This is a genomic window from Alistipes sp. ZOR0009 (genome assembly GCF_000798815.1).
Classification (GTDB): Bacteria; Bacteroidota; Bacteroidia; order Bacteroidales; family ZOR0009; genus Acetobacteroides.
The window spans coordinates 34,398-57,172 of sequence record NZ_JTLD01000034.1 but is presented as its reverse complement, the minus strand read 5'-3'; the positions used below and the strand labels follow the sequence as shown (position 1 = coordinate 57,172).

General features: G+C 42.9%; 18 protein-coding genes, 1 other RNA gene and 1 riboswitch. Of the genes, 14 read left to right on the top strand and 5 right to left on the bottom strand.

Going from position 1 to position 22,775, the window contains the following annotated elements:
* Positions 1 to 36 precede the first annotated feature (36 nt).
* On the bottom strand, positions 37 to 972 hold the full coding sequence (locus tag L990_RS11165) for a carboxypeptidase-like regulatory domain-containing protein (RefSeq protein ID WP_047449038.1): 936 nt from the start codon (positions 970 to 972) through the stop codon (positions 37 to 39).
* 1,176 nt (positions 973 to 2,148) lie between these two features.
* Between L990_RS11165 and nhaA the strand changes: the two genes are divergently transcribed.
* Positions 2,149 to 3,303: a Na+/H+ antiporter NhaA gene (nhaA, locus tag L990_RS11155; protein WP_047449032.1), complete on the top strand. Its 1,155-nt coding sequence runs from the start codon at positions 2,149 to 2,151 to the stop codon at positions 3,301 to 3,303.
* A gap of 236 nt (positions 3,304 to 3,539) precedes the next feature.
* Here the strand turns inward: nhaA and L990_RS11150 are convergent, their stop codons facing one another.
* Positions 3,540 to 4,613, bottom strand: coding sequence for a DUF5074 domain-containing protein (locus L990_RS11150; protein WP_047449029.1), 1,074 nt, complete (start codon positions 4,611 to 4,613; stop codon positions 3,540 to 3,542).
* An 18-nt stretch (positions 4,614 to 4,631) separates the two neighbouring features.
* Positions 4,632 to 6,521: a TonB-dependent receptor plug domain-containing protein gene (locus L990_RS11145; RefSeq protein ID WP_047449025.1), complete on the bottom strand. Its 1,890-nt coding sequence runs from the start codon at positions 6,519 to 6,521 to the stop codon at positions 4,632 to 4,634.
* Positions 6,522 to 6,633: 112 nt separating this feature from the next.
* A riboswitch (cobalamin riboswitch) is annotated at positions 6,634 to 6,828 on the bottom strand.
* Positions 6,829 to 7,247: 419 nt separating this feature from the next.
* Here L990_RS11145 and L990_RS19245 point away from each other — a divergent pair.
* From L990_RS19245 to L990_RS11125, 4 genes are all read left to right on the top strand, one after another.
* Entirely contained in the window at positions 7,248 to 7,694 is a 447-nt protein-coding gene (locus L990_RS19245) for a S4 domain-containing protein (protein ID WP_052180928.1), read from the top strand.
* Positions 7,695 to 7,747: 53 nt separating this feature from the next.
* Positions 7,748 to 8,497 (top strand): adenosylcobinamide-GDP ribazoletransferase, encoded by a 750-nt coding sequence (locus L990_RS11135; RefSeq protein WP_047449022.1) that lies wholly within the window; start codon positions 7,748 to 7,750, stop codon positions 8,495 to 8,497.
* 79 nt (positions 8,498 to 8,576) lie between these two features.
* Positions 8,577 to 8,915, top strand: coding sequence for a hypothetical protein (locus L990_RS11130; protein ID WP_047449020.1), 339 nt, complete (start codon positions 8,577 to 8,579; stop codon positions 8,913 to 8,915).
* Positions 8,916 to 9,052: 137 nt separating this feature from the next.
* The gene (locus L990_RS11125) at positions 9,053 to 11,290 is read left to right on the top strand and encodes a TonB-dependent receptor (RefSeq protein ID WP_047449018.1); all 2,238 of its coding nucleotides are present in this window, start codon (positions 9,053 to 9,055) and stop codon (positions 11,288 to 11,290) included.
* Positions 11,291 to 11,384: 94 nt separating this feature from the next.
* Here L990_RS11125 and ffs read toward each other — a convergent pair.
* Positions 11,385 to 11,484, bottom strand: an RNA gene (gene ffs, locus L990_RS19700) — signal recognition particle sRNA small type.
* Positions 11,485 to 11,587: 103 nt separating this feature from the next.
* On the opposite strand from ffs, the gene L990_RS11120 reads away from it, so the two are divergent.
* From L990_RS11120 to gap, 3 genes are all read left to right on the top strand, one after another.
* Positions 11,588 to 12,124 (top strand): DUF4199 domain-containing protein, encoded by a 537-nt coding sequence (locus L990_RS11120; RefSeq protein WP_047449016.1) that lies wholly within the window; start codon positions 11,588 to 11,590, stop codon positions 12,122 to 12,124.
* A 26-nt stretch (positions 12,125 to 12,150) separates the two neighbouring features.
* Positions 12,151 to 13,107, top strand: a complete 957-nt coding sequence (locus tag L990_RS11115) for a glycosyltransferase family 2 protein (RefSeq protein WP_047449013.1) — start codon at positions 12,151 to 12,153, stop codon at positions 13,105 to 13,107.
* A 627-nt stretch (positions 13,108 to 13,734) separates the two neighbouring features.
* Positions 13,735 to 14,739, top strand: a complete 1,005-nt coding sequence (gene gap / locus L990_RS11110) for a type I glyceraldehyde-3-phosphate dehydrogenase (protein WP_047449009.1) — start codon at positions 13,735 to 13,737, stop codon at positions 14,737 to 14,739.
* A 56-nt stretch (positions 14,740 to 14,795) separates the two neighbouring features.
* Here gap and L990_RS11105 read toward each other — a convergent pair whose 3' ends face one another.
* Positions 14,796 to 16,046, bottom strand: a complete 1,251-nt coding sequence (locus L990_RS11105) for an ABC transporter permease (protein WP_047449006.1) — start codon at positions 16,044 to 16,046, stop codon at positions 14,796 to 14,798.
* Between the two features lie 135 nt (positions 16,047 to 16,181).
* On the opposite strand from L990_RS11105, the gene L990_RS11100 reads away from it, so the two are divergent.
* The 6 genes from L990_RS11100 to L990_RS11075 all read left to right on the top strand — a co-directional run bounded on the left by L990_RS11100 (position 16,182) and on the right by L990_RS11075 (position 22,556).
* The gene (locus L990_RS11100; RefSeq protein WP_047449003.1) at positions 16,182 to 16,700 is read left to right on the top strand and encodes an IS1096 element passenger TnpR family protein; all 519 of its coding nucleotides are present in this window, start codon (positions 16,182 to 16,184) and stop codon (positions 16,698 to 16,700) included.
* A 5-nt stretch (positions 16,701 to 16,705) separates the two neighbouring features.
* Positions 16,706 to 17,614 carry a tRNA (adenosine(37)-N6)-dimethylallyltransferase MiaA gene (miaA, locus tag L990_RS11095; RefSeq protein WP_047448999.1) on the top strand — a complete coding sequence of 303 codons (909 nt, stop codon included), beginning with the start codon at positions 16,706 to 16,708 and terminating at the stop codon, positions 17,612 to 17,614.
* Positions 17,615 to 17,674: 60 nt separating this feature from the next.
* Complete coding sequence (locus L990_RS11090) at positions 17,675 to 18,817, top strand: glycosyltransferase (RefSeq protein ID WP_047448996.1); 1,143 nt, start codon at positions 17,675 to 17,677, stop codon at positions 18,815 to 18,817.
* A 17-nt stretch (positions 18,818 to 18,834) separates the two neighbouring features.
* Positions 18,835 to 19,581, top strand: coding sequence for a nitroreductase family protein (locus L990_RS11085; protein ID WP_047448992.1), 747 nt, complete (start codon positions 18,835 to 18,837; stop codon positions 19,579 to 19,581).
* Between the two features lie 90 nt (positions 19,582 to 19,671).
* Complete coding sequence (locus L990_RS11080) at positions 19,672 to 20,106, top strand: YybH family protein (RefSeq protein WP_052180927.1); 435 nt, start codon at positions 19,672 to 19,674, stop codon at positions 20,104 to 20,106.
* Positions 20,107 to 20,306: 200 nt separating this feature from the next.
* Positions 20,307 to 22,556, top strand: a complete 2,250-nt coding sequence (locus tag L990_RS11075; protein WP_156121508.1) for a glycogen debranching protein — start codon at positions 20,307 to 20,309, stop codon at positions 22,554 to 22,556.
* Positions 22,557 to 22,775 lie beyond the last annotated feature (219 nt).

Below are 22,775 nucleotides of genomic sequence, written 5' to 3'. Positions count from 1 at the left end.
CTCCCCATTTTTACAGGGGAGGTCGATTTTTTAAGGCTAGCTCTTATTTAATGTAACTTTTACAAGCGTATTTTCTCCTTTTGTGATGTGGATGGTCATGGTTACGGTGGCGTATCCCGCTTTTTCGATGGTTATCGTATAGGTTCCTGGGGCTAGGTTTCTAACCCTAAAGCTTCCCTTTTCGGCGGTTTTCTTTATAAGAGGCTTTGCGGAAGCGCCGTTGGCGGTGGTGCCCTCTTTGGAAACAAGCGTGATGGTTGCCTTAGCACCCTTGATAGGATCGCCGCTAGCTCCGCACTGCACCTTGGTAATTAAGGATATGGTGGTGGTTCCCTTGTTGGGAATTATGCGGTTGATCTTGTATAATCGGTAAAATTCGGGCTGCGTATCGCGAAGTATCTCGATTACGGAGTCGAACTTGCCGAGTAATGCGTCGTTTGCCTTGAATAATTCTTCGATTTGCTTGGTGGTTTCCTTGTTCATGCTTTTTTCCATGCGAACGTTAGGAGCCATTGCGACATGCTTTGCGTTGAGGCTTCGGAGCGAAGCTATTGTTTCGGGAGTTACGCCGTAGGGATGCAGCAGCTCCAGAAGCGATTCGGCCTTGTTGCATATAAGATTTATCCGGCTGTTGAGCTCGTTGTCGTTGCCTCTATTTAAATCCGACTCGGTAAATCCAAATTCGTCTTTAAGAACCGTGTTGTTTGTGATGGTAGCGTAAGCGCAAATAAAGGAGCATAGGTTATACCCTTTTTTGGCTAACTCTTGGTGTAGATCGTGATTATGGTTGGCTAACCCGTGCTTTTTGATTGATTTTCCGCTTTGTAAATCGCTGATCTTGTTTAGATTCTCTTTGTATGGAGTGTAAATAGTGTCGAAGCCAGGAATTCGCTTGGTAATTTCGCGATTACTAACTAGCAGCTCGTCGATTGTTTGCTCCATTTCGAACTTGTTCTGTTGTACCTTTTTCATTTTACTATCAATTTATAGTTATTTTGGCTGTTACCTTAAGGCAAATTATGGCGATTTTGTTAAAAACTCAAGTCTTTAAAAGGTTTATCAAAATATTTACAAGCTAAAAAACACTAAAATACAAAGCAATACAAATTCTTTGTATTTATATTGGGGTTAAGATGCATTAAAACAGCGGTATACGTTGATGTTTTATTGAAGTTTGCTGATAAAAAAGAGAAATTAGATTACAAAACATGGAGTTCTTACGACAAAACATGGAGTTCTCATTACTTTGCAAGGCAAATAGTTTACATTGTATAGGAATCATGCATCAAAACATGCCTCTCTTCTTACAAAACATGGCGATTTCATTGCATAACATAGCAATCATATTGCATTGCAAGCCAATTTCATTACAAAACATGGCAATCATATTGCATATCATGCCAGTTATACTGCGAAATATGCCCATTATATTGTAAAACACAGCTATCAACTTATAAAATATTGCAGCTTGATTTTATTGCATGAGCATCAGGAAGGAAAGCACCAAAATCAAAAAGCAAAATATGGTAGCTTGCTTTTATTGTATGTACCTCTAATTGGCTTTTGGGGAGTCTTGCTGCTTTTTTACTTTATTCTGTGGGAGAAGTTGGGCCTTTAGCGTGGAATGGGAGATAGGCTAAAGAGTTTTTTTGAGTCTAGGAGGATGTTGTTGGAGGAGGTAACCTATTTAATAGGTATTGTGCCTACCTATAGAGGAGGGGTGCCTGCGATATAGGATCGCTTCCTAATAAATACGACCTGCTGAAGCCGCTTATTTGCGGGTCTGCTGCGCTTGAAGGCTACTATAAACGTGATTTGATCTGCTTGTCAGGAAAGTAGGGAGGCGATGCTACGCTGCGGCATGGGCCTGCTACGAATAGGGCTAGTGTAGCCATGTTTTTACTTTTTTTTAGAGGTTGCATAGCCTAACATGGTATGGTATACGAACATGTGGGCGAAATAATTGTTAGTTAACTGATTTTTGCTTCACAGCTAACGTTCTTTTATTAAATGCCGATATAGATGCGATGGGGCAATGTTGGCATTTTTTTTGGTAGGAGAAGATTAGGCTGCCGTTATCGCGTGCTGTATGTGGTGAAGGTGAAAATCGGATAAACTTAACAACAGAATAGACAAAGACGACTCTGCATGAAGGCGACAGTACTGTTTAAAGAATTTTTTAGCAGCGAAAAGGCGGGAGGCTTGATGCTTATCGGCTGTACCATAATATCGTTGATAGCTGCCAACACGGGGTGGGGGGATGCCTACACCGGATTTTGGGAAACCAACATTGGTGGACACTCGGTTGGGCATTGGATTAACGATGGGCTGATGGCGATTTTCTTTTTGCTGATAGGTTTAGAGCTAGAACGAGAAATATACAAGGGGGAGCTCTCGGATATTAAGGATGCGATGCTTCCTATTTTTGCGGCTATTGGCGGAATGCTGGTGCCTGCGGGTCTTTTCCTGATGCTTAACTACGGAACACCGGGTCAAGATGGGGCTGGAATCCCAATGGCCACCGATATTGCGTTTGCTTTGGGCGTTTTATCCCTTTTAGGGAAAAGAATACCGACCTCGCTAAAGGTGTTTTTGACGGCGCTGGCCGTTATCGACGATTTGGGAGCCATTTTGGTGATTGCCATCTTCTACTCGAAGACGTTGGTGTTGGCTAACCTGCTAACTTCGCTGGGAATATTTGCGGGACTCATTGTTTTGAACCGGTTGAAGGTGAAAAATCTGATTCCTTACCTTATAGGAGGGGTGGCCATGTGGTACTTTATGCTGAACTCGGGCGTACATGCGACGATTACGGGCGTACTGCTGGCGTTTGCCATCCCATTTGGCAGCGGCGATAAGAAATCGCCCTCGTACATCCTACAGCATATACTGCACAAGCCCGTTGCGTTTATGATACTTCCTGTTTTTGCGCTGGCCAATACGGCCATTAGCTTGGAATCGGGCGTTGTGGAGACGCTATCGCAGAGCTACAGCGTGGGTATTGCGCTGGGGCTGATTGTCGGTAAGCCGTTGGGTATTTTTCTGCTAACCTTGGCGGCGGTGAAGCTAGGCTTCTCGAAGCTTCCGAGCGATTTGAGCTGGAAGTCGATACTTGGGGTGGGGCTGCTTGGAGGAATCGGCTTTACGATGTCGATTTTTATAACGCTGCTGGCCTTCGACGATGCCACGATTGTAAATAATGCGAAGCTGGCGATTCTTTTATCGTCGCTAGCGGCAGGTGTTATTGGCTTTGTGGTACTTAGCCGCACGTTTAAGGAGGTTCAGCCGGAGGAGAACCTGTAAGGTTACTTAAGTAGAGCGTATTTTTTGTGTTAGATAAAAGCCATTTGCTGCTACAGGCGTAATCGCAAAGGCTATTAAGGGTAAAAGCGAGCCAGAAGCTACTTCGGGCTCGCTTTTTATGTTTTGCAGCCTTGTGCGACGATAAGCCTACAGGGCGCGACCATTTTGTGGCGGTGTGGTAAAAAGAAAGCCGAGCGTCCGCACGCTCGGCTTTGGGTATGTAAGGTTTGGGTGGGTTACTTTACGAAATAGCCTCCGTTGGGGGTTACACCAGCAGTATTATACTTGCTTTTCTCATTTAGAAGTACACCAGCAGTATTGTATTTAAACGCTTTGTTCGCTTTTTCTTTGATTCCAGCATTGGTAAATCCAAAAATTTCACCTGTAGATTGATTAACAGTGAACCCGTAGAAGTATTCATCAATAAATGGAGTGCTGGGGGCTTTGGTTGCTGTAATATCAATCTGGTAGATGCCCTTTACGCCATATCCTGCTCCATAATATAACTTGTTTTTGGCAGGGTTAGCGAAAAGTTGTGTTGGACGGAAATTTCCTAGATCTACTTTGGTGACAGCATAGGTGTTTTTATCAATTTTGCAAAGAGAAGAATTTGTGTTTTTGCTAGCATCGTTCCAGTCTTGGAATCCAGAGCAAATAACCCAGACATCACCATTAATGTCTTTTGCAAACATACGAGGGATATCTCCTACAGTTACAGTTTTTACAACTGTTTCTGTTTTAAGATCAACTATGGAAACGGTATTGTTGTTGCCTCCCATTCCACTACTGTTGGCAACAAACAATTTATCCCCAATAAGAAGAAGACCTTCTGGATCGACACCTACCTTTATGCTTTTAATAACCTTGTTTGAGGCTAAATCAATCACAACAATGGCATCATTATTCCATTCAGATACATATCCTTTCCCATTATAAACTTCCATATAACGAGGACTTCCTAGGTCTTCGATAGTTGCTTTTGATTTGAAGGTTTTAAGACTGGCAATTTCAATAGTTCCAGGGACATTCATGATGAAATATCCTAAACTATCAACAATTTTCATGCTCTGAAGAATATCTCCCATAGTACGTCCGTTTACCTTGGCGAATATGTCGTTTCCTACAGAATCTTTTTTCTCGAAATAGAGAGAAACACTAGCCGTTTTACTTCCCCAACTTCCTTCATTAGTTATAATCATGTCGTAAGGAAGATTAAACTTGATGGGCTCTGTAGATGGGCTATCCTTTTCGCAGCTGGTAAGCGAAGCTGCCGAAGCAAAAAGCAGGGCAGCAAACAAAAATTTTCTCATTGTTGTTGATTTATTTAGTTACTGATTTTCTCCAAGTTGAAGCGCTATCCCTATTTGGTAGGTTAGTAGCGGCATGGCATAGCTACGTTGCACCACGTAACTTCCGTTCCACACATTATCTATTCGTGCAAATGCGCGAATGGTGTATCCTTTTACTATTATGCTTTTTTCGGCTGAAATATTCGCTAGAGAGTAGGGGTTGAGCCATTCGCTACGATCATCCTTGTAAAACCTTCGGCCAACATAGCTTTGCGTGTACCTAATGCGAAAGTTTTGGTAGTCGGCATATATCGATGCTGCTGCTTTATAGCGAGGAACGTAGAAAAGTTGCTTCCCTTTATCTTGAGAATCATTGGTTTGGTCGGTTGTAAAGGTTATCGATCCAGATAAATCGGCTCCAACGGTAATTTTACTCCATCTTTTTTTGATTGTAGCAGCACCTTCTGCGCCTCTCGACCATACTTTTTTGTAGTTAACGGGACTCCAGAACCCATTTTCTTGTGGTTTCCACAAAATCCAGTTGCTTACCGTATTATTAAAGGCAGCAACCTTGATAGAGAAAAGGTAATCGTTCTTTACGAGGAGGTAATCAAGGTTTGCCTCTTGGCTATAGCCTGTTTCTGGCTTAAGATCGGGATTTCCGCCAGGTACCCAGTATAAATCGTTGAAGGAAGGTAGCCGATAGTTTCGAGAAGCGTTAGCCCTGAAGTAAAGACCCTTTAGTAGGCGAAGCTGTAGCCCTAATGAGCCTGTAATAGGCGTTGTTTCTCCTTTCACCGCTTCATATCTAACGCTTGCAAAAGCATCTAGGAGCTCATTTGGTGTTTTATACCTATAAACTGCGGACATTGCAGGGCGAAGTCGGCTCTTTGTATTCTTATAGTTTGTGGAATTTACCCTTTCTAGGTTGGTATAAATTCCACCTTCGATTGTTTGGTTGCTGTTTAAGCGAAAAATGGCTTCGCCTTCGAGCTGTGCTGTTAACGATCGGTGGTCGGAGTTGGCTCCATAGGGATCCCTGTAGGCTTGCCAATCATTAAATAGCGCAGATTTTATATTAAAATCAATGTTTTTTCTATTTGCCTGCCATTGTGTTGATATTCTAGAAAAAGTATAGTAGTCGTGCTGCTTACTTTTTGTCTGTCCAATGATGGGCGGATAGCGATTAAACGCATCTTGTCCCCAATAGGAGACTACCAGCTTATCTTTTTCGGTAAGCGCAAAGGTTGCTGTTTGCATTAAGCCTGCTTTGCGGTAGTTTGAGTTATTTTGGCGGAAGAGATTGTTTTGATCATCGCGGTACTTGTAGTTATTTTGGGCTTCTGTGTAGAATAGGCGGGAGGATAGAGCTACTTTTTTAGAACTGTAGCTGTATTTTGCCGCGGTGTAAGTTAGCCCATAGCTGCCAACCGATTGAAAAAATTCGCCACTATGGCCTCTTCCAAAATCTAACGTATTATCGAGATGGATTACACCTCCAATAGCACCACTTCCAAATAGGGCGCCATTCCCTCCCTGCTGAACGGCGATTTGATCGACAAAAAAGGTGGGGATATTTCCGAAATTTACACCACCATTCATGGTGCTTTGCAGGTTTATGCCATTCCAAAGTACGGCAGTGTGGGCAGCACTTAAGCCTCGCATAGAAACTGTTGAGGTAGCCCCCGGTCCGTAGGTATTTATGCTAATATTTGACTGGGACGAAAGCATATCAGAAAGAAGTAGGCTTTTCCCTTGCTGTATTTCGCCGGATGAAATTACCTTCATTGATAATCCAGACGAGTACCGTTTAAGTTTGGAGTTAACCACAACCTCTTTGAGGCGAACTGTGTCGGAAATGTTTGTTTTAGCAGGCGTGTTTTCGCCGGCTACGGAGAGAGCGCCTAAAAGCAGAAAGTTAAGCAGCATGCTTTACAAATGATTAAAATCGTTAGCGATTCAACCATTTATAAGCCAGCGGAAATAAAGAGAGAGCAGTAATATTTTTGAGGATATTACATCAAGCCTTTTATCCGAAAGCTATAAATGTTTGCATTCTGGCAGGTCTTCTGGCTTGTTCCCCTTTTGCTCGCCTTCCCATCATCAAGAAATGACAGTGGCCTGGATGGTTGCAAAAGGTTTGGATAGAACTTACAGCAGCGGTAACTGCTCGGGATTTACACCCGATTCCCTTTTCACTCCGTTTGAGGCGGAGACCAAAACTGGCGCAAATATAAATATTATTATAAAAGGGATATTCTGTTAAGCTGTTTTTTTAGAAGGATAGTCCGCTTTAACAGACGAAATGGACAAAAAAAAAGATCTTTTTCATACTTTTTTTGATTTGCTCTTTGATATGATATATAAGCGTTTATATTTGTAAGGCATTATTCAGAAACAGATGCAGGGTTTGAGGCGAAAGCCGAGAGCCTTGCATCTTTGTTTTTTGTGTAAGCCGCAATAGTATTAAATAATGTATAGCGGTTTTATTGCGGTTGTAAAGGGAAAACGGACAATTTAGTCCTGCTTATGGGACCTTTTGGTGGGGTTATAGGGCAGCCTGTGGGCGATGCTGCAGAGGTTAGGCTGAAATTATAACAATAATTCATTACCTTCGTGGCGTAATGTGCTCAATCACATTTGTAATATAAAGTTATGCGCCAAAGTAAAAAGGATGCAGTTCGTTTAAATAAGCTGATTAGCGAGGCTGGCTTTTGCTCTCGTCGTGAGGCCGATTTGCTTATAGAGCAGGAGAGGGTTACCGTAAACAGTCATACTGCAAAACCTGGGGATAGAGCGTTTAAGACGGATTTCATTAAGATAGACGGGGAGCCGCTTCGTTTTATTGAGAAAACCGTTTACGTAAAACCAAAACCTGAGTTTGCCTCGAAGCGAATTACCCGCAATTTGGGAAAGGCAAAGCCACAGCCCGAAAAGCAGGAGGAAAAAAAGGCTCGTAAGGAGCCACTATCAGCCGATAAGGCGCCCAAAAAGGAGAAACCACAAGCCTCTAAGGCTAAGCCCGCAGCGAAAACTGCCACTAAAGGGGAGCAACCTAAGAGTGGTGCGGCTAAGCTGTGGTTCTCGAGACGTAAAAAGTAACGGATACGTATAAATAACAAACAGCTGGGGTTAAGAAGTAACTGTCTTGCGAAATGTTCCGACGAATAGCAGCCGCAATATCGCTTTTTACTCGTATTCCTATCGCTCGATGGGCTACCATTTCGCATAGCGACTACGGACAAACGGCTCCCTACTATCCCATAACAGGATGGGTGGTAGGCGGGTTGACAGCTCTTGCCTTTTACCTTATAGACTACCTGTTTACGCAGCCTGTTACGGTAGCAATAACGCTAACATTCTCCGTTTTTTTGACGGGCGGATTGCAGGAAGGGGGGATAGCCTACTTTTTCGATAACTTAGGAGGACGACATGGCCAGCGCTTTTATAATCGCAACCGTTCTGATAAGTCTATCGGCATACAGGGGATTTTAGCCGTTGCGCTAAACCTGATTTTACAGTTTGCCATTCTTCAGGAGATGAGTCCTGCGCTTGTTCCTTGGGTTATACTGGTTGGCGATTCGTTGGCTAGGCTTTCTGCAATAACGCTTGTTGATACCAACCGATATTTTAGGCCTAAAGAAGGCTACAACACGGCTCCTGTTTTTCATAAGCTGGGGATTGACGGTTGGCTGGTGGCTTTGACGATAGGTCTGCTGCCATTTTTGCTGATCTTAAGACCAAAACTTTGGGTTGCGATTATCCCCGTAATAGCTGCGCGTATTGTTTTGGGATTCTTCTTTAAGAGAATACGAGGAGGTATTAACTTCGAGGAGTGTATGGCCACTCAGCAGTTTTGTTTGGTCTCCTTCTATCTGGGTATTTCTGCCATTCCGAACATTTAGCCCTTTTAATGGTTATAAGTGCCATCGATTGCTAATTCTTACTATCTTTAACGCTACATACATCAGCTGAAATTAAGGTATGTTTGCTACAGGAATTTTTGCACATAGCTTTTTGCTTCCATTTATCGGCATCTTGGTGCAGGTATTTGTGCTAAATTTCTGTGCCAAGCCATTATCTGAATTATCAGTACAGCCAGAATCTCATATTTCGGTTGTTTATAGCGCGGCTACCGTAGGCTCTTCTATGGATAGCCATTCCGTATACTTTTTTGGCGACCATCTGGCAGCGTGTTCTACGGAAGATAGCGTTGCTACCTACATAAATAAGGTACGAGTTGAGTATCCTCGATTGAATGAGGTATATGTAGGCTTGTTAGCCATTTCTATGCCCAGCTTACGGGCACCTCCCTTCTGTTAGCTTGTATTTTAAGGAGTCGCGAGGGCTAAAACCTTTGTCGACCTAGTTTTGTACAGTTAATTAAGATATAAACAATGCCGCATTGCACCCTTTAGAGGCAATCTTGCGGCTGTAATCCGTTAAATCGTAATATTCGGATGAAAAAAATGATGTTGCTACTGCTAAGCGCAGTAGCTTTTTGGGGGGGAGATGCATTTGGGAAGGATCGTGGTAAGGTTACCCCTTCGGATAGTGTTGAAATAACCAAGAGGCTGGAGCCTGTAATTGTTTACTCCCATCGTAGAGCCGAGGATTTGCACATTGTTCCGTTGTCTGTATCGGCATTTACGCCTTCTAAAATAGAGCGAGAGGGGATTGTTGGCATAAAAGATGTTACTGCCCGCATTCCAAACTTCTACATGCCCGATTATGGGAATAAAGTAAATTCTCCGATTTATATAAGGGGTATTGGGTCTAAGTTTAACACCCCTAGCGTTGCCTTTTATGTTGATAACGTTCCATACTTCGACAAATCAACTTTCGATTTTGACCTTTTTGATGTGAAAAGTATTGAAATCTTTAGAGGTCCACAGGGAACACTCTTTGGTCGGAACTCTATGGGAGGAACCGTTTCTGTTTATTCGAAAGAGCCAAGCTCTACAATGAGAAATAGGCTTGTTGCGTCTTATGGCGACTACAATTTTATGCGATTTCTCGCGTCACATTCTAATACCTATGGCAAAGTAGGTGTTGCTGCAGGAGTTTCGTATGCTAAAAGGGATGGTTTTTTTACGAACTCGTTTAATGGGAAGAAGGTTGATAACCTTGAGAATCTGAACACAAAATTTAGCGTTAGCTACAAGCCCAATGAGACATTCACCGTAAAGGTTATAGGTGGTTTTGGATTAAATAATGACGGAGGTAACCCTTTTAACGTTTATGATGCATCAACAGGGGCGTTTAAGGATGTGAATTTTAATGAGGAATCGTACTATACGCGGAATATGGTGAATGGTGCAGCTGTTTTAAGTAAGAAATTTGGTGACTTTGAATTGCGAAATGTAACCTCTTACCAGTATTTTCAAGATCATCAGCATCTGGATAATGACTACACCGCCGAAGATTTGTATACCAACGACTTCTTACAGTATCAAAACTTGATAACCGACGAGCTTGTCTTCCTTACGCCAAAGATTGGGAAATGGTCGAGCCAAACTGGAGCCTTTTTCTTTAGTCAGAAGATGGATAAAGGGTTTGATATAAAGAATGGGAATGATGTCTCTAGGTATATGGGCGTAAAAGATCCCTCTAAAACAAAGAATATTCCCAATGCAGCAGTAAACACGCAAACTGGCGAAAAATCAAATGGGATTGCATTCTTTCATCAGTCGCAATTTTCAGATGTTTTTATCAAAGGCTTGAATGTGTCGCTGGGTGGAAGGCTGGATTATGAGAATAAAAAGTTTGACTACTACAATGCCGTTAAGCTCCCTAATCCGATTGTAATTACTACACCTTCAGGGGTTATAAAAGTGCCTCTTCCTGCAAATGTTCCTAATCCAATGGTGACCACCAAGGACTATTCGAAAGATAAGCTGGTGTTCTTGCCTAAGGCAACTGTGTCTTATGATCTTTTAGGCCAAAATGTTTATGCCTCATGGGGCTTGGGATACAAAAGTGGTGGATTTAATACGTCGTACGATAAGAGTAATCCTAAAACCATTGCCTATAATCCTGAATTTGCCGAAAATGTAGAGATGGGTGTTAAAACTAAGTGGTTGGATAGCCGACTAATGGCGAATGTTTCTGTGTTTTATACAGATTGGCGCGATCAACAAATCAACGTATTCCTCCCTAGCGGAGAAGGTTTGATGATTACCAATGCGGGGCACTCGTTTACCAAGGGGGCTGAGCTAGAGGTTAATGCAATTCCTTTTACAAATGTTCAACTTTACGGTGCATACGGCTATACCGTTGCCAAATTTTTGGATTATAGAATGAATGACGCTACGGTATATGATGGAAACTACTTGCCATTTGTTCCGCGCTCTACGTTAAGTTTGGGTGGCTCGTACCGTATTAATCTTGATGATAGGGGAAATTCGACAATCGTGCTTGGAGTCGATTATGAAAGGGTTGGAAAGCATTATTGGAATGATGCTAACGCCTTTTCGAAGTTTGCTAATGCGCCTTCGTTTCAGAGACCTTGGTTTAATATAAATGCAACCGTGGGCTATACGTATAAAAATCTGAACTTGACATTGAGAGGAAAGAATCTAACGAATGAGCGTTACAATACGTATATGTATGAGTATGAAGTCGAGAAGTTTCAAAACCTTTATGCGCAAAAGGCAAAGCCACGAATGGTCTTTGTGGAATTAACTTATCGTTTTTAGAGAGGAAATAAAATAAAAGAGCTGCTTTATTAAGCAGCTCTTTTATTTTTGATTACTATCTGTTTCCCTTTTTTATTTGAGGTATAGACGCAAAAAAGGGTAAGCTACTTACATCGCACCGCTACAACCACCTACCCTTGCTACCTTCCGGTCCTGGGGGAGTTCAGCAGGAGCTGGTCGTGTAAGACTTACCCGGGCACAAAAGTACAATAATTTTATAAGTTCCAAAATTTATTCGCTGCACAATTACTTAATGTTTTATCTTTGGGTTTTATTAACCATTAATAGACTATTTGTATGGAAGATGCTGTGGAAAAGAAAATGTCTCCATTTAAGCATATGCTTAACACTGGATTGATCTTAGGTGTAGTTTCCATTCTTTTTACTGTTGTCACCTACCTTACAGGTGATATCTACAAACAAAATAACTGGGAGAATTGGGTCTCTTTGCTAGTTTCTTTCGTATTAGTATACTATTTCACGGTAAAATACAGAAAGGAAGAGTGCGAGAACTATCTTTCCTATGGGCAAGCCTTTAAATTTGGCTGGATTTCGATGATGATTAGTGCAGCTATATCTCTAGTATTCATAATGATCTTACAAAATGTAATAGAACCCGATTTTATGAGTAAGATGATGGATGTGCAACGAGAGGCAATGGCTGAGAAGGGAATGTCTGATGCCCAGATAGAGGCGGCGATTGCATTTGGAAAGAAGTTTCAATCTCCTGCAATAGTTATCATTGTTGGGCTGGTTTGGAGCATGATAATTAGTTTGGTTATTAGTTTAATTACTGCAATATTTGCCAAAAGAAACAGACCAGTTTTTGAATAGCCGGTCAAAACGGAAAATTCTGTTAGATGAGTAATTTAGATATATCGGTTGTAGTGCCGCTTTACAATGAGGAAGAGTCGCTTCCGGAGTTGGTTGATTGGATTGAAAAGGTGATGGTTGAGAATCGTTTCTCTTTTGAAGTTGTTCTAGTTGATGACGGAAGTACCGATCGATCGTGGGAGGTTGTTGAGGAACTTGCTTCTAAAAAGACGTTCATAAGGGGAATTAGTTTTCTTCGAAATTACGGTAAATCAGCCGCTTTGTATTCTGGATTTGATGCTGCTCAAGGGGAGGTGGTTGTTACAATGGATGCCGACTTGCAGGATAGTCCCAATGAAATTCCTGAGCTATACAGGATGATCATGGAGGATAAATACGACCTCGTTTCTGGATGGAAGCAAAAGCGGTACGATCCGATTGGCAAGCGTCTTCCTAGCAAGTTTTTCAACGCTACAGCTCGTTTTGTAAGCGGGATTAAACTCAATGACTTTAACTGTGGGCTAAAGGCCTACCGACGAAAGGTTATTAAAAGCGTGGAGGTTTACGGAGAAATGCATCGCTATATTCCTGTGCTGGCAAAGCAGGCTGGCTTTAGGAAAATAGGAGAGAAGGTCGTGGAACACCAAGCTCGCAAGTATGGCGTAACCAAGTTTGGATGGGAGCGATTTATTCACGGATTTCTAGATTTACTATCTGTGGTATTTGTTTCAAAGTTTGGTAAGAAACCAATGCACTTTTTTGGAACAATTGGCATTTTATCGTTTTTAGTAGGTGGAATTCTCTCCATTTACATGATTGCAGAGAAATTATACCTGCTGACAAACCACCTAAAAGTGCGCGAGGTGACCGATCAGCCCCTTTTCTATATATCTCTAACATTGGTGATAATAGGAGCTCAGCTGTTCTTAACAGGTTTTCTTGGAGAGCTTGTTGCGAGAAGTTCAACAGAGCGGAATCACTATCTAGTCGATAAAAAAATATAAAAGGCATTCCTAGAATGCCTTTTTTTTCATAGTTTGCCGATGGTTTTGAGCCGTTATTATTTAAATTAAGTTTAGGATGAGAAAGAGTTGTATTTCGTTGGTTTTTATTTTGTTGTCGATTATTGTGCTTACAACTTCTTGCCGTGAAGCAGTTCCATGCCCCGCGTATGCATCGGCTGCAGTGGTTAAATAGTAAGCTGTTGGAGAATTAGAGGGATACTTGGGAATTTGATTATCTGGGATTATTGTTTTTTGATAAACTTTTATAAAACGATTGTAATGAGAAAATTAGTCTTGTTGATGCTGGTGTTGACTTTACTTGTAGGGATTATCTCGTCTTGTACAACAACAAAAGATTGTCCTGCCTACCCACAGAAGCATACTAATAAGTAAAATTTAGGCTTAACGTAATTTAAACAAAACATAGACGGTCGTCTAATCGTTGTTTTATAACGTTTTTTGTGCTATTTTATGTAAATCAAAAGTTTGGTTGTTAGCGAATTACATTTGCTAATGTCTCTTTTTTTTGCTAAAATTGCGCAGCAATCGGAAAATTGATGTATCCCTCAATTTTTCTATTTTTGTGTATCGAAAACAGCAATTTATTTCTTTTATAACAATTAAGCTATGGCTAAAATTAAAGTTGGTATCAACGGATTCGGAAGAATCGGACGCTTGGCTTTCCGTGCCGCACAAAAGCGTAGTGATATGGAAGTTGTTGCAATCAACGACCTTATCGATGTTGAATACATGGCCTACATGCTAAAGTACGATTCAGTTCACGGTCGTTTTGATGGCACAGTAGAGGTGAAAGATGGACAGCTTATCGTTAACGGTAACGCTATTCGTGTAACAGCATGCAAGAATCCAGCAGACATCAACTGGGGTGCAGTAGGTGCTGAGTATGTTGTTGAGTCTACAGGTCTTTTCCTAACTAAGGAAGCTTGCGAGTCTCACATTGCAGGTGGTGCAAAGCGTGTAGTTATGTCTGCTCCATCTAAAGATGATACTCCAATGTTTGTAATGGGGGTTAACCACAAGAACTACAAAGGAGAGCAATTCGTTTCGAACGCATCTTGTACTACTAACTGTTTAGCTCCTCTAGTTAAGGTTATTAACGACAAGTTCGGTCTTGTAGAAGGTCTTATGACTACAGTTCACGCTACTACCAACACTCAAAAGACTGTTGATGCTCCATCTGCTAAGGATTGGAGAGGTGGACGTGCTGCTGCTGGCAATATCATTCCATCTTCAACTGGAGCTGCTAAGGCTGCTACTGTAGTTATCCCTGAACTTAAGGGTAAGCTTACTGGTATGTCTTTCCGCGTTCCTACTCTTGATGTTTCTGTAGTTGACCTAACTTGCCGTATCGAGAAGGCTGCTACTTATGACGAAATTAAGGCTGCCATTAAGGCTGCTTCTGAAAACGAATTGAAGGGTATCCTAGGATATACTGAAGATGCTGTTGTTTCTAGCGATTTCATTTCAGATCCTCGTACTTCTATTTTTGATGCAGAAGCAGGTATCATGCTTAACCCAAATTTTGTTAAGCTTGTATCTTGGTATGACAACGAGTGGGGTTACTCTAACAAGGTGTTAGACCTTATTGCTCACATGAACACTGTAAAATAGTCTACGCTATTATACGTTTAAGGCCGACATTTGTCGGCCTTTTTTATTTTAATCGGTTATTCGTACCTTAAAGATTCAATCGGATCGAGACGTGCTGCCTTTACTGCAGGGAAGTAGCCAGATGCAATTCCCACCAAGAAGCTAAGTAGCACCGCTACACCTATCCATGACCATGGAATTATAAATGGTGTATTTATCCCCATAGAAATAAGAAGCCCACCTAAAATTCCCAGTATGATGCCTAAAGCACCTCCTAACTGGCAAATCATAATTGATTCGAAAAGAAACTGCTGCTTTATATTACGAGATTTGGCTCCTATTGCCTTTCTAATCCCAACTTCTTGCGTTTTTTCGGCTACAGCAACTAGCATAATATTCATTAGCCCAACGGCAGCACCCAAAAGTGTTATAAAGCCGATGGCTGTTGCAACGTAGCTTACAATCGAAAGATTGTCTATCATAACTTTTACGATAGCGTCGCTTTTTATAATCTCAAAATCGGATGCATCCGTTGCTTTTAATTTTCTAATGGTTCTGAAAACTCCTTCTGCTTCAGTAGGTGCTTCTTTGGAGTGCATCGGATTGGTTGGAGTTACTAGTATGGAGAAGGTCGTTTTGCTCTTATCGCGAAGCGTTTTGCCTATAGAAACAGGTAGAATAACCATGCGGTCGGTTCCACCACCCATCATACCACCTTTGGACTTTAGTATCCCGATAATTCTATATTTGCCTCCTTCCGTGACGATAAATTCTCCTGTAGGGTCTTTTTTTTGTGGGTACAGTTTTTTTGCAATGTCCAAACCTATTATTGCTACGTGGTTGAGATTTTCTATTTCCGACTTCACAATATCTCGGCCTTTTTCTATTTCATACCCAGAGTTCCGGACAAAGTTCTCGTCTGCTGCAACAATGGAGTTGTTAGGATTTGTTTCCGTTCCGTTCCCTTTGACAATTTTGGCACCACCTAATCGCATATATATGCTTGTTGTTGCAGGAATCTTGAAGAGATCCTTAAACTTCAGCGCATCGTTGTAGGATATTATAGGGTTGTTTCTGATCCTTCCACGGGTGTTACCTCCCATTCTGATTTGAAAATCCCTGCTTTGAATGGTAAACGAGTTCGCTCCCATCATCGAAAAGGTGTTGCTAATTGAGCCTTTAATAGAGCTGATAGCCGTTGATATTCCAACCAAAGCCATTATTCCAATAGCAATAATGAGGATGGTTAGTATCGTTCTTAGAGGGTTGGACTTTATTGATAACCAAGAAATTCTAATGTTTTCTTTGAAAAAAGCACCTGCAAGCATAAGCGTATAGTTAATGCAGTTAGTATATCTTTATAAATGTACGAAAATGATTAATAAAACAAAGCTCTATAGGTGTGGTTTTCTTCCTGCATTATTTTATAATTTTGTCATTGAAAAATGTATAATAGAAGTTTTATGATATTTAAATTCAGGGCTTTGTCGGGGGAGGTTGAAGATTTCGCTCGCGACTATGAGATTTCAAGCGAAAGTACCCTTTTCGACCTTCATCAACTTATTCGGGAGGATTTGAACTACGACCCTGCTCAAATGGCTTCGTTTTTTACGGTAGACCACGATTGGAATAAGTTGCGTGAGTTTACGCTATTTGATATGGGCGATGAAAACGACAGCAATCACGAGGCTCCTGTTGCGATGGATGCTGTTACCCTTAACTCTATTATAGAGGAGAAGAATCAGAGATTGCTCTACGTCTTCGATATATTCAACGACAGGGGGCTTTTTATGGAAGTTCTTGATCGTAAAAATGCAGAGGAGGGGATGGAATCCCCAGCGGTTACCTTTTCTATTGGAGACGCTCCTTTTCAGATTGAGATTCCAAAAAGCAGCGGGTCTGTTTATGATGACGTGATGGATGATTTCAACGATTTTGAGTCGTACGAGGAGTATGATACCCGTTATGACGACGAATACTAGTACAAATGAGTAAAGGTACTCTAGTTGTACTAGTTGGTCCAACAGCCGTAGGGAAAACAGACTTAAGTATCTCCATCGCGAAGGCACTTGAAGCCCCTATTGTCTCTTCAGACTCTAGGCAGATATATCGTGAAATGAACATAGGAACAGCGGTGCCCGATAAGCAACAGCTGGCTGCTGTTCCTCACTATTTTATAGAATCTAGGTCTATATTTGAACCTTATACAGCAGGTATGTATGAGGTCGATGCAATTAATACCATTGATAAGCTCTTCGAAAAGCGCCATTTTGTTGTACTTACAGGAGGTTCCGGTCTTTATATCGATGCTGTTTGTTTGGGAATAGACGCCATTCCTGCAACTAATCCCGAAACAAGGGAGATGCTTAAGCTTCGTCTAAAAAATGAGGGGCTCACTTCTCTTTCAGATTGGCTTAAAAGGCTCGATGAAGAGTCCTATAATACTGTAGACATAAATAATCCGCAACGGGTTATCAGAGCATTAGAGGTGTGCATCATTTCGGGGATTCCGTATTCGTCTTTAAGGAAAAATTTTGAGAAAACGCGCAACTTTAAGATTATAAAAGTGGGCTTACAGCGCGATCGTGAAGAACTTTATGCGCGTATTAATTTGAGAGTTGACCTGATGATGGAGCAAGGGCTGCTCGATGAGGCTAAAAAGCTCTATCCAAACCGTCATTTAAACGCGTTGCAGACGGTGGGATACAGGGAACTATTCGATTACTTTGATGGCAAAATAACTTTGGAGGAGGCTGTTGAGCTAATTAAGCGCAACTCTCGTAGATATGCCAAACGTCAGATTACTTGGTTTAACCGTTATGATGATATTGCCTGGTTTTCGCCAGATAATTTTGATGGAATTGTAGCCCATGTGATGCAGAAGGAAAATGCTTAGCCTTGTTTCGTTTCATTTTTCCAATAATTTTTAGGACTTTAGCCAAAAATCTTCGAACTTATGTCGAAACCACTAGATATTGTTATTGTAGGACCTGCCCATCCCTTTCGAGGTGGGATTGCTGCTAATAACGACCGCCTTGCGCAGGAGTTTATGCGAATGGGGCACAGCGTTAAGATATATACGTTTAGCCTTCAGTATCCTTCGTTCCTTTTTCCTGGAAAAACGCAGTATACAACAGAACCTAAGCCCGAAGAGCTCGATGTGGAGGTTGCTGTTAACTCCATTAATCCCATAACATGGATAAACGTGGGGAGAAAGATACGTCAGCGTCGTCCCGATGTGCTGCTGATTCGCTACTGGCTGCCGTTTATGGCTCCCTGCTTTGGAACCATTGCCCGCATTGCGCGTGGAAATGGGCATACAAAGGTAATTTGTGTGGCCGACAACGTAATTCCTCACGAAAAACGCATTGGCGATCGATTCCTGTCGGAGTTTTGGGTGCACTCTACCAATGGTTTTGTGGTAATGTCGAAGAGCGTAGGCGAAGATTTGAAGACGTTTACCTACAACCATCCTGTTGGGTTTTGCCACCATCCTTTGTTCGACAACTTTGGTGCTTCAATACCTAAGGAGGAGGCAAAAACGCTGCTCAACCTTGATAAGGATACGAGCTACCTGCTTTTCTTTGGATTAATTAGGGATTATAAGGGGTTAGATTGGCTGCTTGAAGCGTTTGCCGACACTCGAATTCGAAACAAGAAGGTGAAATTGCTGGTAGCAGGCGAATTTTATGCTGACGCAAAGCCTTACTACGACCAAATAGAACGATTAGGGTTGGGAGATAGGATTCAGTTTTATCCCCAGTTTATTCCAGACCCCGAGGTTGCCCGTTATTTTTGTGCCGTTGATATGGTGGTGCAGCCCTATAAGCATGCCACCCAAAGTGGAGTTACCCAAATAGGCTACCATTTTAATAAGCCAATGCTGGTTACCAATGTTGGAGGGCTCTCGGAGATAATTCCTGATGGCAAGGTGGGTTATGTGGTGGAACCTTGCATTCCTGCAATAGCCGATGCCATTGTCGACTTTTACGACAACAACCGCGAGGCTGCGATGATGGCCAACGCGGAGCAGGAGAAGGGAAAATACTCGTGGAGCAAGATGGCCGACGAGATACTTAGAGTTTATGACCTTTCGTAACTAAAAGATATAAGATAATGGACGCTATATTTAATCACCGTTCGATAAGAAACTTTTCGGATAGAAAAGTGGAGAAGGAAACGCTAAACCGTATTCTAGAAGCGGGTGTTCGAGCCTCTACGACTGGAAATATGCAGGTTTATAGCATTGTTGTTACCACCGATAGCGAGGTTCGTACGGCTCTTAATGGATGTCACTTTAACCAGCCTGCTACTAAGGCGCCAGTTTTGATGACTTTTTGTGCCGACTTTAACCGTTTCAGCAAATGGTGCGAGCAGCGGAAGGCCACTCCTGGGTACGACAACTTCCATTCGTTTGTTGTGGGGGCCATTGACGCTCTTTTGGCTTCGCAGAATGTTGCTTTAGAGGCCGAGCATCTTGGTTTAGGCATCTGTTACCTTGGAACAACCACCTATACTGCCGATAAGATTATCGATTTGCTAAAATTACCACAAGGTGTTGTTCCTGTAACTACCATTGCCTTGGGATATGCAGCCGACGCGCCTGGATTAACAGATCGTCTGCCTTTAGATGCGGTAGTACATTGGGAAACCTATAAAGATTTCACCCCTGCCGATATCGATAGGATTTACGAGGAGCGCGATAGCCAGCCTTTGACAAAAAAGCTGCTCGAAGAGAATGGTAAGGAGACTTTAGCGCAGGTATTTACCGAAAACCGATACACCAAAAAGGATTTTGTAGCCATATCGAACCTGCTGTTAGAGGTTTTAAAGAGGCAAGGATTCATGAATAACGAAATGTAAGAATATTTGAAAAAGAGCGCTACGGCGCTCTTTTTTTTTATTGACAGCATTGGCAACTTTCCCTAAATTTAGGTCAACAAAACTATCGGTATGAGGAGATTATTTCTGCTAGTAATGCTTTTTTGCCTAACGGTTGCTGGTTTTGGGCAAGATGTGAGAAAGAAGGCGATATCGGAGATAGTGGCAGCCGAAGCTGCATTTCAGAAAATGGCGCTAGATAGCGGAGTAAGGGCCGCATTTGCCCATTTTGCGGCTCCAGATGCGGTGTTAAACCGCAACGATGTGCTGCTCGTTGGGCGCGATGCCATGATCGGATACATGAAGAAGAGCACGGCTATCAACGTTACCCTATTTTGGAAGCCCGATTTTGCCGATGCATCCAACGATGGGACATTGGGCTACACCTATGGCAAGTACAAATTTAGTGCAACCGACTCTACAGGTAAGAGGATAGAGTCGGAGGGGGTATTTCATACCGTGTGGCGCAGGCAACCCAATGGGGAGTGGCGCTTTGTTTGGGATTAGCCTCCTTTATGCATAAAGTAGACGGGCGTATGTAGTGCTTTTGGCCTCATTCGTCACAGGAAAAAGATATAGCCGTTTTGGTTGGGATAGTAACCGCAACCGATGTGCTAAATTTGTAGATAAAGCAATGTTTGGACGAGCTTGCTGCCATATGGAGCATTTATGCGGCAAGCGATATCAATAAAATACCTATTTGCCTAATGAAAAAGAAAAAAATAGCAGCTGCCGCCCTGGTGTTAGCGGGGTTGGCGGCTTCGGGACAACCTTCGCAGAAGGCAATTTTTACATCTACCAACTTTTCGATATTCCCCGATTTGGTAACATGGAAAAATGAGCGGGCCTTTATTAAAGGCGACACCCTCTTTTCCACCTTTAAGGGCAACGACGAGCCGTTATATAGCAGCACCGTTGAGGCCTACAAGCGCAGCATCGTATTAAAGAACAAGGCGTATCCTATTTTGCGGTCATCGGTTCCGATGGTTGATGCCCTCTACAATATGACGCTTAACGAGCTGGATTTACTCCGTACCAGCGATGGCTATTTTGATACCGGAAAGAGCTGGGGAGGCGTTTGGACCAGAGATTTGAGCTACGCAACCATTTTAGGCATTGCCATTGCCGATCCGGATGTGGCCAAAAAGGGCTTAATGCGCAAAACAAAGGATGGGCATATAATCCAAGATACCGGATCGGGAGGCTCGTGGCCCATTTCGTCGGATAGAATGACCTGGGTGCTGGCCGCTTGGGAAATTTACAAGTACACCGGCGACGAAAGCTGGCTAAAAACCATCTACCCAATAGTAAAAAACAGCGTAGAGGCCGATTTAAAGACGATATACTATCCCAATAGCCTTCCAACTGGCGAATCATCGTTCCTAGACTGGCGCGAGCAAACCTACCCGCAGTGGATGATGCCCGTAGATATCTACCGTTCCGAAAATTTGGGAACCGCGGTGGTGCACTACCAAACCTACAACATTTTGGGGATGATAGAGGGCGCTATGGGCGTAAAAAGCAGCAAGTACGCAAGGCTCGCCGAGAAGGTGAAGGTCCGCATCAACCAAAAGCTATGGATGAACGATAAGGGATACTACGCGCAGTATCTTTACGGAAAGCATTACCTATCGCTATCGCCACGTGCCGAGGCTTTGGGCGAGGCATTAGCCGTAATTTACGATGTTGCCGATAGCCATCGAGCCCGCACCGTGGTGGAGAGCACCCCTATTACCGAATATGGCATCACCTGCATATATCCGCAGATTCCAGAGGTTGGGCCCTACCACAACAACAGCGTTTGGCCATTTGTACAGGCTTTTTGGAACCTCGCAGCGGCCAAAGTGAAGAACGAAAAGGCGCTGGAGTACGGCATGGCCTCCATCTACCGTGCCGCATCGATGTATCTTACCAACAAGGAGAACTTTGTAGCCTCCACGGGCAATTGCCATGGAACCGCCATCAACTCCGACCGCCAGCTGTGGAGCGTTGGCGCCAACATTGGCATGACCTACAAGATAATATTTGGGATGAACTTCGAGCCTAAGGGTATCGTATTCTCCCCATCCATACCACAGGCGTACGCAGGCAGCTACACGCTTACCAACTTTAAGTACCGCAAGGCTACCGTAAATATTACCATTAGCGGTTTTGGCGACGAGGTGGCCTCGTTTAAGGTTAACGGGGTAGCGCAAAATCCGATGCTAGACGGTAACGTTGCAGGTGTACAGAATGTAGAAATTGTGATGAAGAACAAGCCTTTTGGATCGTCGAAGGTGAACCTACAGCCGGTAGCATACGCCCCAGCAACTCCTAAGCTGCAGCTGCAGGGAAGCATGCTACAGTGGGAGGCTAACGATGCCGCCCGCGAGTTTGTGGTATACCGTAATGGAGCAAAAGTAGGCACAACAAAGCAAAGCAGCTTCGAAATAAAGCCGATAGATGCCTACTCGGAGTACCAGGTAATGGCGGTTGATAAAAACGGCATGCAATCTTTCCTAAGTAATCCAATACAGGTGTTCCCCGCCGATAAAACCTACGTTGTTGAGGTCGAAAATTTCAACCGAAAGTCGGAATTACCCTACACCAGCTACGATGGTAGCGGCTTTGTAGAATCGTCGAAGAAGGTGAACCCAGCTATATCGTTCCCTGTAAATGTAGAGGCCGATGGCCAGTACCTTGTTTCGATCCGCTACTCGAATGGCACCGACAGAATGTGCTGCGGCAACAGCGCTGCGCTTCGAACCCTATCGGTTAACGGAAAAAGGCAGGGCACAATGGTATTCCCTATTGTAGAGCAGGATGCATGGAGCGACTGGAGGCCATCGAACCAGCTGGGGGTGACCTTAAAGAAGGGTGTAAACACCATACGGCTATCGCTCGAGAAGCATAACGAGAATATGAACGGCCAGGTAAACATGCTAATGGTTGACAGCTTTAAGGCCGTAAAGCTGTAGCAGCAGGTTTCGACTTTTTACATTCTTTATAGTACCTTTTTTTTGGCAGCACCACCCATTGGATGGTGCTGTCTGCATTTTTTTACGTACCGCGAAAGGGGGAGTGCCGCTGCCATATGTTGGTCTGCAGCGGTTTCCTGTTTATGGATGGTCGTAGCAGGTATTTATTCCTGTTTTCGAAAGTTTCGGTTTTTCACCTAAAATAAACCGTAAACAAAC

What these genes read in the sequence shown, in the direction of transcription:
- L990_RS11120 (WP_047449016.1), top strand. Translation starts at nt 11,588, where the DNA reads ATGGAAGATGCTGTGGAAAAGAAAATGTCTCCATTTAAGCATATGCTT.
- L990_RS11150 (WP_047449029.1), bottom strand. Translation starts at nt 4,613, where the DNA reads ATGAGAAAATTTTTGTTTGCTGCCCTGCTTTTTGCTTCGGCAGCTTCG.
- L990_RS11075 (WP_156121508.1), top strand. Translation starts at nt 20,307, where the DNA reads ATGAAAAAGAAAAAAATAGCAGCTGCCGCCCTGGTGTTAGCGGGGTTG.
- miaA (WP_047448999.1), top strand. Translation starts at nt 16,706, where the DNA reads ATGAGTAAAGGTACTCTAGTTGTACTAGTTGGTCCAACAGCCGTAGGG.
- L990_RS19245 (WP_052180928.1), top strand. Translation starts at nt 7,248, where the DNA reads ATGCGCCAAAGTAAAAAGGATGCAGTTCGTTTAAATAAGCTGATTAGC.
- L990_RS11080 (WP_052180927.1), top strand. Translation starts at nt 19,672, where the DNA reads ATGAGGAGATTATTTCTGCTAGTAATGCTTTTTTGCCTAACGGTTGCT.
- L990_RS11135 (WP_047449022.1), top strand. Translation starts at nt 7,748, where the DNA reads ATGTTCCGACGAATAGCAGCCGCAATATCGCTTTTTACTCGTATTCCT.
- L990_RS11165 (WP_047449038.1), bottom strand. Translation starts at nt 972, where the DNA reads ATGAAAAAGGTACAACAGAACAAGTTCGAAATGGAGCAAACAATCGAC.
- L990_RS11105 (WP_047449006.1), bottom strand. Translation starts at nt 16,046, where the DNA reads ATGCTTGCAGGTGCTTTTTTCAAAGAAAACATTAGAATTTCTTGGTTA.
- L990_RS11090 (WP_047448996.1), top strand. Translation starts at nt 17,675, where the DNA reads ATGTCGAAACCACTAGATATTGTTATTGTAGGACCTGCCCATCCCTTT.
- L990_RS11145 (WP_047449025.1), bottom strand. Translation starts at nt 6,521, where the DNA reads ATGCTGCTTAACTTTCTGCTTTTAGGCGCTCTCTCCGTAGCCGGCGAA.
- L990_RS11100 (WP_047449003.1), top strand. Translation starts at nt 16,182, where the DNA reads ATGATATTTAAATTCAGGGCTTTGTCGGGGGAGGTTGAAGATTTCGCT.
- gap (WP_047449009.1), top strand. Translation starts at nt 13,735, where the DNA reads ATGGCTAAAATTAAAGTTGGTATCAACGGATTCGGAAGAATCGGACGC.
- nhaA (WP_047449032.1), top strand. Translation starts at nt 2,149, where the DNA reads ATGAAGGCGACAGTACTGTTTAAAGAATTTTTTAGCAGCGAAAAGGCG.
- L990_RS11085 (WP_047448992.1), top strand. Translation starts at nt 18,835, where the DNA reads ATGGACGCTATATTTAATCACCGTTCGATAAGAAACTTTTCGGATAGA.
- L990_RS11130 (WP_047449020.1), top strand. Translation starts at nt 8,577, where the DNA reads ATGTTTGCTACAGGAATTTTTGCACATAGCTTTTTGCTTCCATTTATC.
- L990_RS11125 (WP_047449018.1), top strand. Translation starts at nt 9,053, where the DNA reads ATGAAAAAAATGATGTTGCTACTGCTAAGCGCAGTAGCTTTTTGGGGG.
- L990_RS11115 (WP_047449013.1), top strand. Translation starts at nt 12,151, where the DNA reads ATGAGTAATTTAGATATATCGGTTGTAGTGCCGCTTTACAATGAGGAA.